Source organism: Ciceribacter sp. RN22, from assembly GCF_024054295.1.
Taxonomy (GTDB): Bacteria; Pseudomonadota; Alphaproteobacteria; order Rhizobiales; family Rhizobiaceae; genus Allorhizobium; species Allorhizobium lividum.
This window is the reverse complement of sequence record NZ_JAMXLD010000001.1, coordinates 1,100,300-1,114,250: the sequence shown is the minus strand read 5'-3', so window position 1 is coordinate 1,114,250 and position 13,951 is coordinate 1,100,300. Positions and strand designations below refer to the sequence as shown.

Genomic DNA, 13,951 nt, shown 5'->3' with positions numbered 1-13,951 from the left:
AGTCGATCTCCCCCCTTGTGGGGGAGATGCCCGGCAGGGCAGAGGGGGGTGAAGGCCTCGTTCGACGATGGCCGACCCCGCCACCCCGAACAGAACCACGCCTCAGCCGATCTCGGGACGATAATCCTCCGCCCCCCAGTGGCGGGTGTGCCGTCCCGCAGCCGCCGGCGGGGCATAATGCCGGGCGAGCGCCATCAGCGCGGCGCGCAGCATCAGCTTTGCCGAGCGCACCGGCCATTGCCGTTCGCGCTCCACCGTTTCCAGCCCCTTCATGAAGCAGCAGACGTCGAGCGCCACGCCGGCGAGTTCCGGCCCCATGGCCTCCACCGCCGCCGTCACCCGCCGGCGGGCGGCAAGGGCGCCGTCGCCGAGCTCCGCAGCGCCGCCGGCCGCTCCCTTGACCCGGCTCGAAAGCCGCGGCTCCCAGGAGGAGGTGATGCGCGGCTGCAGGCCGGCGTGCAGGAAATCGGCGGCGAGCCGCTCGCCCGCCTCGATCGCCTGCGCATCGAGGAAAGGCTTGCCGTCGCGCCCCTTGAGGCGGGCGAGCGGACCGAGCGGCGATTCGGCGAGATTGCGCCGCACGGTGGCGGCCGGCGTCCCCGCCTCGCCCTCCCCGCCCTCCTCGCCCGGCAGCGCGCAGAGTTCGATCTCGCGGTGCTGGTCGGCAAAGCCGCTCGCCTCGGGATCGGCGAGCGCACGCCTGAGATAGGCGCGCGCCTCCTTGCCCGCGACGATCGCCCGGCCGCGCCGCTTGAGGAGACCGCGGGCGACGGCGAGGCGCAAGAGCCGTTCGGAAAGCGCGATTTCACCGCCGCTGCCGGAAAGGCGGCAGGCGCCGCCCTCCTCGCCCGCGATCCGCATCGGCCCGGAAAGGGCAAGCCGCATCAGCCGCAGGAGCGCCTTGCGCTCTGCCGGCACCAGATTGCCGTCAGCCATGCAGGTGGCCTCCGGGCGTCAGGAAAAAGCTTGCCGTCAGGCGCTCGGCGGCGCCCACGAAGTCATCATAGGCACGGTTCTCCCGCCGCTCCTCGACGATGCGGCAGGCGTGCGAGACGGTGGTGCGGTCGGCGCCGAAGGCGACCGCCACATGCTGCATCGGGATCTGCAGGACGACGTGGCTGACATACATGGAAATCTGGCGGATGTGCTGGACCGAGCGGCGACGGTCACGACCGGCCCTGCCCTCGTAGCCGGCGAAGGCGAGCAGCTCCGCCACCACCTGCCGGACCATCATGCAGCGGAAGCGCAAATCCTGCCGCTCGGCGGGAGACAGCATCGCCGCCGGGTCCGGCGGCCGCGGCACCTTCTGGTACTCGACGGGAACGGCTTCCTGTGACAGCATGGGGCTCTCCTCGACGTATAGGCTTTTATTCCTATATTCTTTTAGCCCAACTGCCGGACGAGAAAACCACAGGAATTGGGGGGAGGTGTGTTTTTCGAGAGGGGGGTGGGGTGGAGGGGGACGAGCGGGTTGAGGGGCCGGGGGGACATCTCGCGTGGTTTCAGAGCGGCAGCTTTGCGCCTTCGTTTCGGACGCTCCGACAGCTTTGGCATCCGCCCGAAAGCGGACATCGGGTTGAAGGCATCTTGGCAACTAAATGGTGGGGAGCGGTCGTCGCCAAGCTGATCGCCGAATGACGTGTTCGGGCCGCGTTCCGGCCCGGCAGAGTCTTGCTTGACCATGAGGATTGCAGACGTTCAACTGCGTTCGAGGTGGTGAACCGACCGAAGCTGGAACTGCTTACCCCGCTACATTGTGTATATCTCGGCAAGGTCGCATAGATCCCAGTTTCCGCCGGACAACACCGCACAGACTTTTTCATCGGGCTCGACGTCTATGCTGCCCGCCAACAGTGCTCCGATGCCAATCGAGGCGGCAGGTTCAGCGATCAATTTCGCATCCTTGGCAAGAGCACGCATCCCGGCGATGATGTGCTCGTCTTCAACAAGAACAATCTCGTCCACATATTTTTCGATGATCGGATACGGGTTTTGACCCGGAACGCTTATCCTCAAGCCATCCGCAATGGTGTTCTTCAAGGGAAGCGAAGTGCGCTCCTTGTTGAGCCGGCTGTAAAAATACTTCGGTGTCAAGGCAGGCTCTGCGCCGATGACGCGAACCGAGGGTTTCGTTTCCTTTATGGCGGTCGCGATTCCCGAGATCAGGCCTCCGCCGCCGACGGGAACGATGACCGTATCTACATCGTCCAGGTCCTGCAGTATTTCAGATCCGATCGTTCCCTGACCGGCCATCACGATGGGGTCTTCAAAAGCGTGAACAGCCGCGTATTTGTTTTCTTCCGCGATTTCATACACCCTTTTCCATCTGGCGGCGGTATCGCCGTCGAAAAGAACGACTTCCGCCCCGAGGGCTTTTGTATTTTCGATCTTGATCTTTGGCGTGGTGACCGGAAGAACCAATATCGCTTTTACGCCCAGCATCCTGGCGGCATAAGCGAGCCCCTGGGCATGGTTGCCTGACGAGGTCGCAATGATGCCGTTTGCGATCTCGTCTCTCGAGAGCGAGAGAGCCTTGTTCAGCGCGCCGCGGATTTTGAAGGCACCAGTGATCTGCAGGGTTTCGGGTTTGAGATAGAGCTGACAGCCAGCGGCTTTCTCGATTTTGTCCGCACGCAATAGCGGCGTATGCCTGACGTGCGGTTTCAGCCGTTCCTGAGCTTCACGGATGTCCTGGATGGTTGGGTAATTGCGCATAGTAATCACTCAAAGAACTGAAATAACGTGCCGACGTTATTGGCTACTGCATTCTGATAGATTTTGCTGGCTGTGGTATTGTCTTGTATGGCCATCCCCGTGGAATCGAAAATCGTGATTTCGTCATCACTTTCTCGTCCCGGCTTCCTTCCCAACAGTACCTCGCCAATTTCGCCATGGATGTCGTCTTTGGCGATGATGTTTTCATTCAGCGGGTGCCAGGTCTCGCCCTTTTCTGTGCATTGCGAGATCGAGTCGACGATGATTTTCGCGTTCCTGAAGAGTTCCGGATCCAGCTCCTGCTTGCCGCGCTGATCTGTGCCGATGGCAACGATGTGTGTGCCGGGCTTCACCCAATCCGCTTCCACAAGCGACCCTTTCCCGCGGGTCGTCGTAATCAAGATATCGGCCTGCTCAACGGCTTCTTTTTTGGAGCTTGCGACAGTGACGGGAATGCCGAACTCGCTTTCGATATCGGTCTTGTATTGGAAAAGCGTGTCCGGGTTACTGTCCCAAGCGTGGATCTCTTCAATTTTCATGATCTCGTTGATCGCCCGGATTTGCATTCTTGCCTGATTTCCTGTGCCGATCGATGCGATCGTTCCGGCGTTCTTCCTGGCCAGGGCTTTGACGGAGACGGCTCCAGCCGCCCCCGTTCTGAAGCCGGTGATCAAGCTCCCATCCATGACGCAAATCAACGCACAGCTCCTGGCATCAAACAGCAGAATGGTCCCCATGCCACTCGGCACGCCGTGTGCTGTCGGGTTATCAATGAACCCTCCGGAAGATGCTTTCATGGAGAGCACTTCATCGGCTTTGTGGTAACCAATCTTGAAGTCAATTTCCCCACGGGGCGATGGGAGATGCATCCCTATGTAATCAGGTTGTTCCACCTGATCGCTGTTAAAGGCTTTGTATGCCTCTTCCACAGCGCCGATGACTTCCGTCATACCGATCAGCCGCCTTACTTCATCTTTCTTAAGCAGCAGCGTTTTCATGCATGACCCCTCGATTTTTGGCTTCATGGGATGCATCGGCACGGCACACCCTGTACCGCAATCACCGTAGTGGGAGAGCAGGGGGACTAGTGGCCGCATTCGCCGCGACCTGAAGCAGATTGTTCTGTATCGCATAGGGGCTTTGGCAGTGAGTTGCGGCAGGCGTCTTTCCGAGCCTGGGCGTCAGCGCGCAGGCTTCGCCCCGCACGACGAGGGATAAGTTCGAAGGCTGGAGCATTTCCCCTCCCCCCACCCCCTGCTCGCGCCCACGCAAAAAACCCGGCCCCGCGTGCGGCGGAACCGGGTCTGAAAAAGAGCCTCCGGCCACCCCTTCGGGACCGGAAAGGTCTTCCTGTGATCGCGGCGGGTCTTAGCGGCCGCGCTTGCGGCGCTGGCCGAGGCCCATTTCCTTGGCGAGGCGCGAGCGGGCTTCCGCATAGGCCGGGGCCACCATCGGGTAGTCGACCGGCAGGTCCCACTTCTCGCGGTATTCTTCCGGCGAAAGATTGTGATGGGTCATCAGGTGCCGCTTCAGCGACTTGAAGGCGCCGCCGCATTCCAGGCAGATGATCTGGTCGTCCTGCACGGACTTACGCACCGAAACCGCCGGCTTCGGCTTTTCGACGACGACAGCAGCAGGCGCCGGGGCGGTCGTGTTGCTGAGCGCCGCATGCACGTCGGCGATCAGGTTCGGGAGGTCGCCGACGGGGACCACGTGATTGCTTACGTAGGCCGCGACGATGTCGGCCGTCAATTCCACGAAAAGGTCATGGCCGGAGCCATGGGCGGAATCACTCATTGTCATTCTCCTGTTCAACATGTCTTGCCAAGCGCCGCCCAGATGGCCGGCCGCCACTCACCCAGCAAACCAGAACATGACCTACGCCGCCGCCCTGTTGAAGCAACATGAAACCCACCCCTAGATTTCGAGTGGCAACGTCGGTCCCGCCTGTCTGGAAATGATGATCCAGCATAGAGGCTGCATTAGAAAATCGACCTATTGCAGTATTCCTGCAAAAATAACTTGCGGAAGATTTCCGTCACAACCTCGAAACGCCAGTTCTCAAGACCAGTGCTCCGCTTCAGCGATTATCATTGTTTGGCCGAATATCCAATTACTATTTTTACCGGATCGACGCAGTGGAAATTCCGCATTATTTCGCGAGAAATGCGACGCCTGTGCTTTCGCACTGCAAATGGAACCGCAAATCCGGCGGTGGAAAATGCGTCAGGAACCATCTTTCTTCAGATCATCGCAAACGGACATCCGCGTCAAAGGATAGCCGACCTTGTGGGCCGCGCGCGCCAGCAGATGCGCGGAGACCGGCGCCGTCAGGATGAAGAAGAAGAAGGCGGCGAGCGCGCGGGCGAGTGTTGCGACGTCGCCTGCATGCACGCCGACGGCGAGCAGCAGCAGGCCGGAGCCGACGGTGCCCGCCTTCGAGGCAGCGTGCATGCGGGTGTAGAGATCCGGCAGGCGGTTGATGCCGATGGCCGCGACCAGCGCGAAGAGCGAGCCGCCGACGATCAGCGCCGCAGTGACGAGGGCAAACAGCACGCTCATGACTTTGCTCCCTTCACCGATGTTTTCTTCTTCCTGTTCTTGCCCGCCTTGGCGCCGCCCTTCGGGGTTGCGGCGGCCGCCTCGCCCACCAGCCCGCGGGCGAGGATGAAGCGGGCAAAGGCCACCGTCGTCAGGAAGCCGACGAGGCCGAGCGAAATCGCGATGTCGATATAGAGCGTGTAGCCGGTGCGGATCGCAAAGGCGGCGATGAAGCCGAGCACGATGCCGACCAGCATGTCGAGCGCCAGCACCCGGTCGGGCAGCGTCGGCCCGACGACCACGCGGAAGACGGTGAGCATGAAAGCGACGCCGAGCACGATCAGCGCGAAGGTGCAGGCCGCCTGGATGATGGCTTCGGGTGCCGTCATTCGAAAGCCTCCCTGATCTTGCGTTCGAAGCCGTCGGCAATGTCGCGGCGGGCCGCCTCCGGGTCGGAACAGTCGATGGCGTGGACGTAGAGCGTCTTGCGGTCGTCGGAGACGTCGACCGACAGCGTGCCCGGCGTCAGCGTGATGAGGTTCGCAAGCAGCGTGATCTCGAAGTCGCGCGTCACCGTCAGCGGATAGGCGAAGATCCCGGGCTTGATGTCGACTTTCGGCGAAACGACCATGACCGCCACCTTCCAGGCCGATTTGGCAAGCTCGACGAAGAACAGCCAGGCGAGCGAGGCCACACGGAAGGAACGGGTGAGATAGCCGGTGCCGTTGACCTGCTCGCGGATGAGACCGAGCGTGAAGGTCGAGAGCAGGAAGCCGAAGATGAGGTTGAGCAGCGTCGCGCTGCCGGTGACCGCCGCCCAGACGATCGCCATCAGGAGGTTGATCGCATAGAGGATCATTGCGCGCCTCCTTCGGGGAAGACCGACTGGAAATAGGCGGCGGGGTTCAAAAGCCCCTCGGCGGCGATCCGGGTCCAGCCGATCAGCTGTTCCGGGAAGAGGCCGAACCAGACGACCAGTGCGGACAAGAGAAGGATCGGTGCGAGCGCGGAAAGCCGGAACGTCTCGGCCGGCGGCGGTGCAAGCGCGATGGTCTCGATCGTCACCGGCGCGGCTTGCGGCGCCGGGCGCCAGTAGGCGAGCAGGAAGACCCGCCCGAAGGCGATCGTGGTGAGGAAGCCCGAAAGGAGGATCGCCCCGGCGAGCCACCAGGCGCCGATATCGATCGCCGACTTGACCAGCATCGCCTTCGGCCAGAAGCCGGACAGCGGCGGCAGGCCGCTCGCGGCGAAGAAGAGCGCGAGCGACAGCGCGGCGAAACCCGGTGCCCGCGCGTAGAGACCGCTGAGGCCCGCGAGCGAGAAGCTGCCGCCGATCCGCGCGGTCTCGCCGGCCAGGAGGTAGAGCGCCGTCATCAGCACGATCGAATGCAGCGCATAGAAGATCGCCGCCGAAAGGCCGGGACTGCCGCCGATCGCGACACCGGCCAGCATGTTGCCGATGCCGGCGATGACGACGAAGCCGAGCAGGCGGCGGATGTCGGCCTGGGCGAGCGCGCCCATGGCGCCGAGCACCATCGTCGCGGCGGCGGCAATGCCGATCACCAGGCTGAGCGCCTCGGCCTCGACGGGGAAGAGCATGACCATGGTGCGCAGCAGCGCATAGACGCCGACCTTGGTGAGCAGGCCGGCGAAGAGCGCCGAAACGACGATGCGCGGCGTGTGGTAGGAGGCGGGCAGCCAGAAATTCACCGGGAAGGCCGCCGCCTTCATGCCGAAGGCGAGCACGAAGAGCGCGCCGAGCGTCATCAGCGGCGCGGTGCCGCGGTGCTCGACGGCCTTGCGGGCGATGTCGGCCATGTTGAGCGTGCCGAAGATCGCATAGAGATAACCGACGGCGATCAGGAAGAGCGTCGTGCCGACGAGGTTCAGCACCGAATATTTGAGCGCCCCGTCGATCTGCTCGCGCTCCGAACCGAGGATCAGGAGGCCGAAGGAGGAGATCAGCAGCACCTCGAACCAGACATAGAGATTGAAGATGTCGCCGGTGAGGAAGGCGCCGGAGACGCCGGCCATCAGCACCATCAGGAAGGGATAGAAGCCGTAGCGCCGGCCGCTGACATTGATGTCCTTCGTCGCATAGACGGCGCCGGCGAGCGCCACCACCGCGGCGGTGAGCGCAAAGAGCGCGCCGGCGACATCGACGGTAAACGCGATGCCGAAGGGCGGCAGCCAGCGCCCCATCATCATCGTCACCGGGCCGGCGGCGAGCACCCTGCCGAGCAACAGAAGATCGACGGCGACGAGGATCGAAAGGCCGATGATCGCGACGATCGCATGGAGCCGGATCGAATGGCGCATCATCATCAACGCCGCACCGAAGCCGAGCGACAGCGCCACCGGCAGGATGACGAGCCACTGGTCCGCCGTAGCGGGCGCCATGATCCAGGCCTTGGCGAGTTCGACGGAGGAGGACGCGGCCATCAGCGACGCCCCCCGTGCGGCCACTTGCGCTGCCCCTCATCCGCCTGCCGGCACCTTCTCCCCGTCAAGACGGGGAGAAGGGACAAGCGGCGGACGCAGGGTCGAAGCGGCACACGTCCCCTCTCCCCGCGAGCGGGGAGAGGGTCAGGGTGAGGGGCAAACGTCATCGGCAGCATCATCACACTCAATATCCCATCGGCGGCAGCGGCTGGTCTTCCGGCTCGGCCACCCGCATCTCGTCGGTGTCGTCCGTCCCGAGGTCCTGGTAGGCGCGGTAGGTGAGCACCAGCAGAAAGCAGAAGAAGGAGAAGGAAATCACGATCGCCGTCAGGATGAGCGCCTGCGGCAGCGGGTTGGCGGCACCGTCGGCAAGCGTTTCGGCGCCCTTCGGGATGATCGGCGGCACCGCGGCGGTGAGCCGGCCGGCGGTGAAGAGCAGCAGGTTGACCGCATTGCCGAGGATGGCGATGCCGAGCAGCACGCGCACGATGCGCTTCGACATCATCAGATAGAGGGCGACGGCGAAGAAGATGCCGACGAGGCCGGAAAACAGCGCTTCCATCAGTCGTTTTCCCTTTCCTCGAGCGCCAGCGCGATCGAGGTGATAGCCCCCACCACGACGAGATAGACGCCGACGTCGAAGGACATGACGGTGGCGAGCGGCACCTCGACCCCGAAGACGTTCGGATAGATCCAGAGCCCGGTCATGAAGGGCACGCCGAAGGCCGCCGAAATCAGCCCCGAGAGGCAGGAGAGCATCAGCCCGGCGCCGGCGATCGACATCGGATGGAACCACAGCGCCCGGCGCACCGCCTGCACGCCGAAGGCGATGCCGTAGATCGCAAAGGCGGAAGCCGCGATCAGCCCGCCGATGAAGCCGCCGCCCGGCTCGTTGTGGCCGCGCAGCAGCACGAAGATCGAGAAGAGAATCATCAGCGCGGTGAGGAACGGCGCGACGGTGCGGAAGATCAGCGTGTTCATGGACGTCCCCCTTCACGGCCGGTCTCGCGCAAGAGCGCCCCCCTCTGCCCTGCCGGGCATCTCCCCCACACGGGGGGAGAGCGATCCTCGGAAACCGCTCGTGTCTTTCCGTACTCGGTCCACACGTTCCTCTCGGCCGTCGGCTCAGGAGATGAACGGCCGGATAGAGGCGCGGCGTGGCCACAAGCCGGTCTCCCCCCTTGTGGGGGAGATGTCGGCGCAGCCGATAGAGGGGGGTGAAGGACAGTCGTCATGCCTTGCCCTCCTTCGCGGCGCGTTTCTTCGACGCTGGCTTCGCCGGCTCGACGGGCGGGACGATGGCCGGCGAGACGGGTGCGATGCGGATGCGGATCAAGGCCAGGATCGCAAGCCCGGTGATCATCACCACCGAAATTTCGCCAAGGGTGTCGGTGCCGCGGAAGTCGACGATGATGACGTTCACGACGTTGGCGCCGTGGGCGATCACCTTGGAATAGGCGTTGAAGAAATCGGTGAGAGCGCCGTTGAAGGGAAGCTGCGTCGTCTTCAGGAGCATCAGCGCGAAGCCGAGGCCGCCGGCGGCGGCGATCGTGCCGTCGACCACGAGCTCACGGAGCGTCCGGTGGTCGGAGGGCGAGAGCCTGAGCCGCGTCATGACCAGCGCCAGGATGACGACCGAGAGCGTCTCCACCATGAACTGGGTGAAGGATAGGTCCGGCGCGCCGAAGAGTAGGAAGATGACGGCGACGGCAAAACCCTGAATGCCGAGCGAGACGATCGCCGTCAGCCGGTCGCCGGCCGTCAGCACCGCGACGAGGCCGATGATCGCGATTACGAAGAAGGTGAGCTGGTGGAAGCCGACATCCGCAGGCCAGGCGGGCATCGCCGGAAGCTCGCCGTAGACGAAGGGCGGCACCAGCAGCACGACGGCGAGCAGCACGAAGGTCACGGTGACGTAGACGTCGAGCCGGCCGTCCTGGATCACCCGCGTCACCCGGACGGAAAGCCGCACGAGGCCGCGAATGAAGGCGTCGAAGCCGCGATCCGGCCCCGGCCCGAGGAGATCGAGCAGTCGCGCCATGCCGCCGCGGACGGCGGACAGCGACAGGTAGAGGCCGATGCCGATCGCGATCGTCAGCACGGAAAGCGCAAGCGGCACGCCGATATGCGGCATCAGGCCGATGGTGACCGTCTCCGCCTCGCCGGCGACGGCGCTCGCCATCGGCGAGGAGATGTAAGCGTGGGAAAGCCCGGAGAACACGGCGGCGGCAAGACCGGAAAGCGCAAGCACCGCCGGTCCGAGCCAGAGCAGCGCCGGGCCCTCATGGGCGTGTTTCGGCGTCTTGATCTCGGGTCCGAGGAAAGGCTTCAGCGCCACCGCGAAGGCGATGGCGAACATCAGCGCATTGCCGGCGACGGCAACGGCCGTGAAGAGGATGGCGCGCGGATCACCGCCGGCGAGTGCTGCATAGATCTCCTCCTTGGCAAGGAAGCCGAAGAAGGGCGGCAGGCCGGCCATCGAGAGTGCCGCAAGCACGGCGGCGGCGAAGGTGAGCGGCATCGCCTTCCTGAGGCCACCGAGCTTCGTCACGTCGCGGGTGCCCGATTCGTGGTCGATCAGGCCGGCGACCATGAAGAGCGCGCCCTTGAACATCGAATGCGCGACGAGATAGAGCACCGCCGCCTCGACGGCATAGGGCGAGCCGAAGCCGGTCAGCATCACGAGAAGGCCGAGGGAAGCGACGGTCGTATAGGCGAGCATCAGCTTGAGGTCGGTCTGGCGGACCGCAAGCAGCCCGCCGACGAGCAGCGTGACGCCGCCGAAGAGCGGCAGCAGGAATTCCCATGCGGGCGTTGCCCCCATCACCGGGTTGAGCCGCATCAGGAGATAGACGCCGGCCTTCACCATGGTCGCCGAATGCAGGTAGGCCGAGACCGGGGTCGGTGCCTCCATGGCGTTCGGCAGCCAGAAATGGAAGGGAAACTGCGCCGACTTGGTGAAGGCGCCGCCGAGGACGAGAAGGAGCGCCGCCCAATAAAACGGGCTTTCGCGCAGCACGTCGCCGCCATGGACGAGCAGCGAGAGCTGGGTGACGCCGGACATGTCCCAGAGGAAGATGAGGCCCGCGAGCAGCAGCAGTCCGCCGCCGCCCGTCACCACCAAAGCCTGCAGCGCCGCCCGCCGCGAGGCCTCGCGGGCATGGTCGAAGCCGATCAGCAGGAAGGAGGTGATCGAGGTCAGCTCCCAGAAGACGAAGAGCATCAGCAGGCTGTCGGAGACGACGACGCCGAGCATCGAGCCCATGAACATCAGAATGAAGGAGAAGAAGCGCCCCTGCTGGGGGTGGCCCTTCATGTAGCCGCCGGAATAGAGCACGATCAGCGTGCCGATGCCGGTGATCAGCAGCGCGAAGGTGAGCGAGAGCCCGTCGAGGAACCAGGAGAAGGAAAGGCCGAGGCTCGGCACCCAGGGATAGCCGCCGGTGACGACCTCGCCTGCCGCGACTTCCGGCAGGAAGCCGGCGAAATGGACGAAGGCGAAGGCTGGGACCAGCGCGAGGAACCAGGCGGCGTTATGGCCGAGACGGGCGGTGAGAACGGGCGCGAGCGCCGCACCGGCGAAGGGCAGAAGCATTGCGAGCAATGTCAGGCCGGCTCCATCCACGGGCATCTGTTCTCCTTCTTCTCGCAGCGCGGCGGGACCGTTCAGCCCTCGCCGGAGGTGCCCATCCTGTTAGGGCAAAGACGCCCCCGTCTCAAGGGCAAAGGCTATCGGCCGGCGACACGCCGCCGGGCCGTTCGCGCGGCAGTGTTGGAAAATGCGCCCGCCAATGCAAGCGGGCGCCCCCTGATGCGGCCGGTCAAAACTCCGTTATCCCCCGGAATTCGGAGGGGCGGGATGGATGAAGGCGGTTAACCGGCCTGCCGGTGCGCGAGCGACATCAGCGGCGCGACGATCGCGAACTGGAGAATCGTGAAGGCCGTCTCCAGAACGATGAAATCGCGCACGGAGGTCATGCGATACTTCGCGGCGACCGGAAGCACGGCGAACGAAAAGGCGAGAAGCCCGAAGACGAGCGCAAAACCGAGTGCGCTTGCGAGATAATCCTGGCGCGCAGTGGAGAACAACTTCGGATAGAGCCAGGAGAACAGCAGCCCCTGGATGACCATCGCGGCAAGGCCGAAGGGAATGATGACGTCCTGCCGGTACATCTCCAGCCGTTCGTAAAGGGAGGCGAAGGTCCTCAGGTGCCAGACGTAGCCGAGCGGGAAGGTCGGCAGGAGATAGGCTGCGAAGCCGAGCCAGAATGCCTTATTCATTGGCGGACGTCTCCAGTTGACGGGCACACGCGATAGCACCATATTCACTTGCAATTTGCAAGTTATAATCTCATGTTGCGGCCATGGAAGACACCTCCACCCCATCCGGGAAGAATGACCCGCGCTCGCTCTGCCCCGTCAGCCTGGCGCTCGAACTCTTCGGCGACGCCTGGTCCCTGCTGATCGTGCGCGACCTGATGTTCCGCGGCGCGGACAGCTACAAGGCCTTTCTGGCCGCCGGCGAGGGCATTGCCACCAACGTCCTCTCCGACCGGCTCGCACGGCTCGAAAGCCACGGCATCATCGAGAAGCACCGCGATCCCCGCGACGGCCGCCGCTTCGTCTACCGGCTGACGGCGAAGGGCGCCGATCTCGCCCCCGTCATCGTCTCGATCGTTCTCTGGTCGGCGCGGCACACGCAGACCGATGCCCCGGCGGAATTGGTCGCGGCGATGCGGGCCGATCCCGCTGCCTTCGCCCGGCAGACGATCGCGCGACTGCGGCAGGCGGAGCCCGCCCGGCCGCGGGGCCGCACACGAAAGCGCGGCACGGTCTGAGCGGGCAGTGTGTCCACCCTCGCTCACCGCATGGAGAAGAGCTCCTGATGGAAGCGCTTCTTCACATCGAAACCCTGGCCGGCGAAATCACGCCTGAGCGCGGCGCCGAAGCCGGCGGGACCGCAGAACCAGATGCTTGCCTCCCGCCAGTCCGGCACCGTGGCGCGGATGCGCTCACCGGTGAGCAGGCCGTCGCGGGCGTCGACGAGGATATGCAGACGGACACCGGCGGCCGCGGCATCGGCCGTCAGCCGCGCAAACGCCTCCTCGTCGAGCTCGCTTGAGGAGTGGAAGAGGTCGATCGCCTGGCCGACACGGCGGTCGGGCTGCGCCGCGAGGTATTTCATCCGGGCGATGAAGGGCGTGATGCCGATGCCGCCGCCGATCCAGATCTTGCGGGGACATCCGTCGTCGAAGGTGAAGCGGCCATAGGGACCCTCGACCCGCACCTCCTGGCCGACGGCGAGCGTATCCGGGAGACGGCTCGTGTAGTCGCCGAGCGCCTTGGTGATGAAGGTGATGCTGCGGTCGGTGGCATTCCACGCCGAGGCGATCGTGAAGGGATGCGCGCCCTCGCCCTTGTCCGAGGTGACGAAGGCGAACTGGCCGGGCTCGTGGCCGCACCAGCCGGGCTCCATCGTCATGCCGATCTCGAGCGCCCGGACGCCGGGATAGGCCGTGAGCGTTGTGATCTTGCCCAAGGCCTGCCGGCTGATCCCCACCCGCCGCAGGAGGACGATGACGGCGGCGACGGTGCCGCAGGCGAGAAGTACGGCGAGCACGACGCCGACCGGCTGCGTCCAGTAGGCGAACTCGGCGAGCACCACCGTGTGGAAGGCGAGCACGAGATAGGTGACGGCGAGCAGCCGGTGGGTCTTGAAGAACCACCAGTAGGAAAAGCGCGGAACGAGCGCCAGCACGATCAACAGCACGGAGATATAGAAGGCCCATTCGCCGAGCCCCTCGGCGGGATCGCGCAGACCGACGAGGAACTCCTGGACGGGATTTTCGATCGGCGGCCGCTCGGGCCGCTCGGGCCGCGCGACGAGGCCGAGCTCGATCGCCCAGCCGGCGCTTTCGAACCAGAGCCAGTGGGCAAGCGACAGCACGAGGGCGGAAATGCCGAGCCACTTGTGCAGGCGGTACATCTTGTCGAGCCCGCCGAGCCAGGTCTCCGGCCAGCCGGGCCGGAGCGCCAGGACGAGCGCGATGCTCATCGCGCCGATGGCGAGCACACCGCTGTACTGGATCATCGCGGCACGCAGCGCAAAGACGTTTTCCGACTGGAACACATCCGGCTCGGCAGCCAGCCAGAGCAGGCTCAACAGGACCAGTGTTCCCCACAAGGCAAGTTTGATATTCCGCATGACACGCTTTCCCTCTTGGCGGGAGAGATCGGCAGGCGGGGCAAACGA

15 protein-coding genes are annotated in these 13,951 nt (G+C 64.5%); 1 reads left to right on the top strand and 14 read right to left on the bottom strand.

Annotation, left to right across the window (positions count from 1 at the left end; all coding sequences use genetic code 11):
* Positions 1-102: 102 nt before the first annotated feature.
* From NHF53_RS05535 to NHF53_RS05475, 13 genes are all read right to left on the bottom strand, one after another.
* Positions 103-936, bottom strand: coding sequence for a DUF6456 domain-containing protein (locus NHF53_RS05535; protein WP_252833422.1), 834 nt, complete (start codon positions 934-936; stop codon positions 103-105).
* The gene (locus NHF53_RS05530; RefSeq protein ID WP_252833421.1) at positions 929-1,342 is read right to left on the bottom strand and encodes a helix-turn-helix domain-containing protein; all 414 of its coding nucleotides are present in this window, start codon (positions 1,340-1,342) and stop codon (positions 929-931) included. Before NHF53_RS05530 ends, NHF53_RS05535 begins: the two co-directional genes overlap by 8 nt.
* 407 nt (positions 1,343-1,749) lie before the next feature.
* Positions 1,750-2,715 carry a threonine/serine dehydratase gene (locus tag NHF53_RS05525; protein ID WP_252833420.1) on the bottom strand — a complete coding sequence of 322 codons (966 nt, stop codon included), beginning with the start codon at positions 2,713-2,715 and terminating at the stop codon, positions 1,750-1,752.
* A gap of 5 nt (positions 2,716-2,720) precedes the next feature.
* Complete coding sequence (locus NHF53_RS05520; RefSeq protein ID WP_252833419.1) at positions 2,721-3,713, bottom strand: ornithine cyclodeaminase family protein; 993 nt, start codon at positions 3,711-3,713, stop codon at positions 2,721-2,723.
* A gap of 370 nt (positions 3,714-4,083) precedes the next feature.
* Positions 4,084-4,512, bottom strand: coding sequence for a MucR family transcriptional regulator (locus NHF53_RS05515; RefSeq protein ID WP_114365039.1), 429 nt, complete (start codon positions 4,510-4,512; stop codon positions 4,084-4,086).
* A 429-nt stretch (positions 4,513-4,941) separates the two neighbouring features.
* A complete protein-coding gene (gene mnhG, locus NHF53_RS05510) occupies positions 4,942-5,277 on the bottom strand; it encodes a monovalent cation/H(+) antiporter subunit G (protein WP_114365040.1) in 336 nt (111 codons plus the stop codon).
* A complete protein-coding gene (locus NHF53_RS05505; protein WP_114365041.1) occupies positions 5,274-5,645 on the bottom strand; it encodes a cation:proton antiporter in 372 nt (123 codons plus the stop codon). Before NHF53_RS05505 ends, mnhG begins: the two co-directional genes overlap by 4 nt.
* Positions 5,642-6,115: a Na+/H+ antiporter subunit E gene (locus NHF53_RS05500; RefSeq protein WP_252833418.1), complete on the bottom strand. Its 474-nt coding sequence runs from the start codon at positions 6,113-6,115 to the stop codon at positions 5,642-5,644. Before NHF53_RS05500 ends, NHF53_RS05505 begins: the two co-directional genes overlap by 4 nt.
* Positions 6,112-7,698, bottom strand: a complete 1,587-nt coding sequence (locus tag NHF53_RS05495) for a Na+/H+ antiporter subunit D (protein ID WP_252833417.1) — start codon at positions 7,696-7,698, stop codon at positions 6,112-6,114. The genes NHF53_RS05500 and NHF53_RS05495 overlap by 4 nt, the downstream gene beginning before the upstream one ends.
* 184 nt (positions 7,699-7,882) lie before the next feature.
* Positions 7,883-8,260 (bottom strand): Na+/H+ antiporter subunit C, encoded by a 378-nt coding sequence (locus tag NHF53_RS05490; protein ID WP_252833416.1) that lies wholly within the window; start codon positions 8,258-8,260, stop codon positions 7,883-7,885.
* Entirely contained in the window at positions 8,260-8,679 is a 420-nt protein-coding gene (locus NHF53_RS05485; RefSeq protein WP_252833415.1) for a Na+/H+ antiporter subunit B, read from the bottom strand. The genes NHF53_RS05490 and NHF53_RS05485 overlap by 1 nt, the downstream gene beginning before the upstream one ends.
* Positions 8,680-8,929: 250 nt before the next feature.
* Positions 8,930-11,329 carry a putative monovalent cation/H+ antiporter subunit A gene (locus NHF53_RS05480; protein WP_252833414.1) on the bottom strand — a complete coding sequence of 800 codons (2,400 nt, stop codon included), beginning with the start codon at positions 11,327-11,329 and terminating at the stop codon, positions 8,930-8,932.
* Between the two features lie 242 nt (positions 11,330-11,571).
* Positions 11,572-11,979 carry a hypothetical protein gene (locus tag NHF53_RS05475; protein WP_252833413.1) on the bottom strand — a complete coding sequence of 136 codons (408 nt, stop codon included), beginning with the start codon at positions 11,977-11,979 and terminating at the stop codon, positions 11,572-11,574.
* 83 nt (positions 11,980-12,062) lie between these two features.
* Between NHF53_RS05475 and NHF53_RS05470 the strand changes: the two genes are divergently transcribed.
* On the top strand, positions 12,063-12,536 hold the full coding sequence (locus tag NHF53_RS05470; protein ID WP_252833412.1) for a helix-turn-helix domain-containing protein: 474 nt from the start codon (positions 12,063-12,065) through the stop codon (positions 12,534-12,536).
* 23 nt (positions 12,537-12,559) lie between these two features.
* Here NHF53_RS05470 and NHF53_RS05465 read toward each other — a convergent pair whose 3' ends face one another.
* The gene (locus NHF53_RS05465) at positions 12,560-13,903 is read right to left on the bottom strand and encodes a ferric reductase-like transmembrane domain-containing protein (RefSeq protein ID WP_252833411.1); all 1,344 of its coding nucleotides are present in this window, start codon (positions 13,901-13,903) and stop codon (positions 12,560-12,562) included.
* Between the last annotated feature and the right edge of the window lie 48 nt (positions 13,904-13,951).

Excerpts from the sequence above, each read along its gene's own strand:
- NHF53_RS05535 (WP_252833422.1), bottom strand. The coding sequence starts at position 936 with ATGGCTGACGGCAATCTGGTGCCGGCAGAGCGCAAGGCGCTCCTGCGG.
- NHF53_RS05530 (WP_252833421.1), bottom strand. The coding sequence starts at position 1,342 with ATGCTGTCACAGGAAGCCGTTCCCGTCGAGTACCAGAAGGTGCCGCGG.
- NHF53_RS05525 (WP_252833420.1), bottom strand. The coding sequence starts at position 2,715 with ATGCGCAATTACCCAACCATCCAGGACATCCGTGAAGCTCAGGAACGG.
- NHF53_RS05520 (WP_252833419.1), bottom strand. The coding sequence starts at position 3,713 with ATGAAAACGCTGCTGCTTAAGAAAGATGAAGTAAGGCGGCTGATCGGT.
- NHF53_RS05515 (WP_114365039.1), bottom strand. The coding sequence starts at position 4,512 with ATGAGTGATTCCGCCCATGGCTCCGGCCATGACCTTTTCGTGGAATTG.
- mnhG (WP_114365040.1), bottom strand. The coding sequence starts at position 5,277 with ATGAGCGTGCTGTTTGCCCTCGTCACTGCGGCGCTGATCGTCGGCGGC.
- NHF53_RS05505 (WP_114365041.1), bottom strand. The coding sequence starts at position 5,645 with ATGACGGCACCCGAAGCCATCATCCAGGCGGCCTGCACCTTCGCGCTG.
- NHF53_RS05500 (WP_252833418.1), bottom strand. The coding sequence starts at position 6,115 with ATGATCCTCTATGCGATCAACCTCCTGATGGCGATCGTCTGGGCGGCG.
- NHF53_RS05495 (WP_252833417.1), bottom strand. The coding sequence starts at position 7,698 with ATGGCCGCGTCCTCCTCCGTCGAACTCGCCAAGGCCTGGATCATGGCG.
- NHF53_RS05490 (WP_252833416.1), bottom strand. The coding sequence starts at position 8,260 with ATGGAAGCGCTGTTTTCCGGCCTCGTCGGCATCTTCTTCGCCGTCGCC.
- NHF53_RS05485 (WP_252833415.1), bottom strand. The coding sequence starts at position 8,679 with ATGAACACGCTGATCTTCCGCACCGTCGCGCCGTTCCTCACCGCGCTG.
- NHF53_RS05480 (WP_252833414.1), bottom strand. The coding sequence starts at position 11,329 with ATGCCCGTGGATGGAGCCGGCCTGACATTGCTCGCAATGCTTCTGCCC.
- NHF53_RS05475 (WP_252833413.1), bottom strand. The coding sequence starts at position 11,979 with ATGAATAAGGCATTCTGGCTCGGCTTCGCAGCCTATCTCCTGCCGACC.
- NHF53_RS05470 (WP_252833412.1), top strand. The coding sequence starts at position 12,063 with ATGGAAGACACCTCCACCCCATCCGGGAAGAATGACCCGCGCTCGCTC.
- NHF53_RS05465 (WP_252833411.1), bottom strand. The coding sequence starts at position 13,903 with ATGCGGAATATCAAACTTGCCTTGTGGGGAACACTGGTCCTGTTGAGC.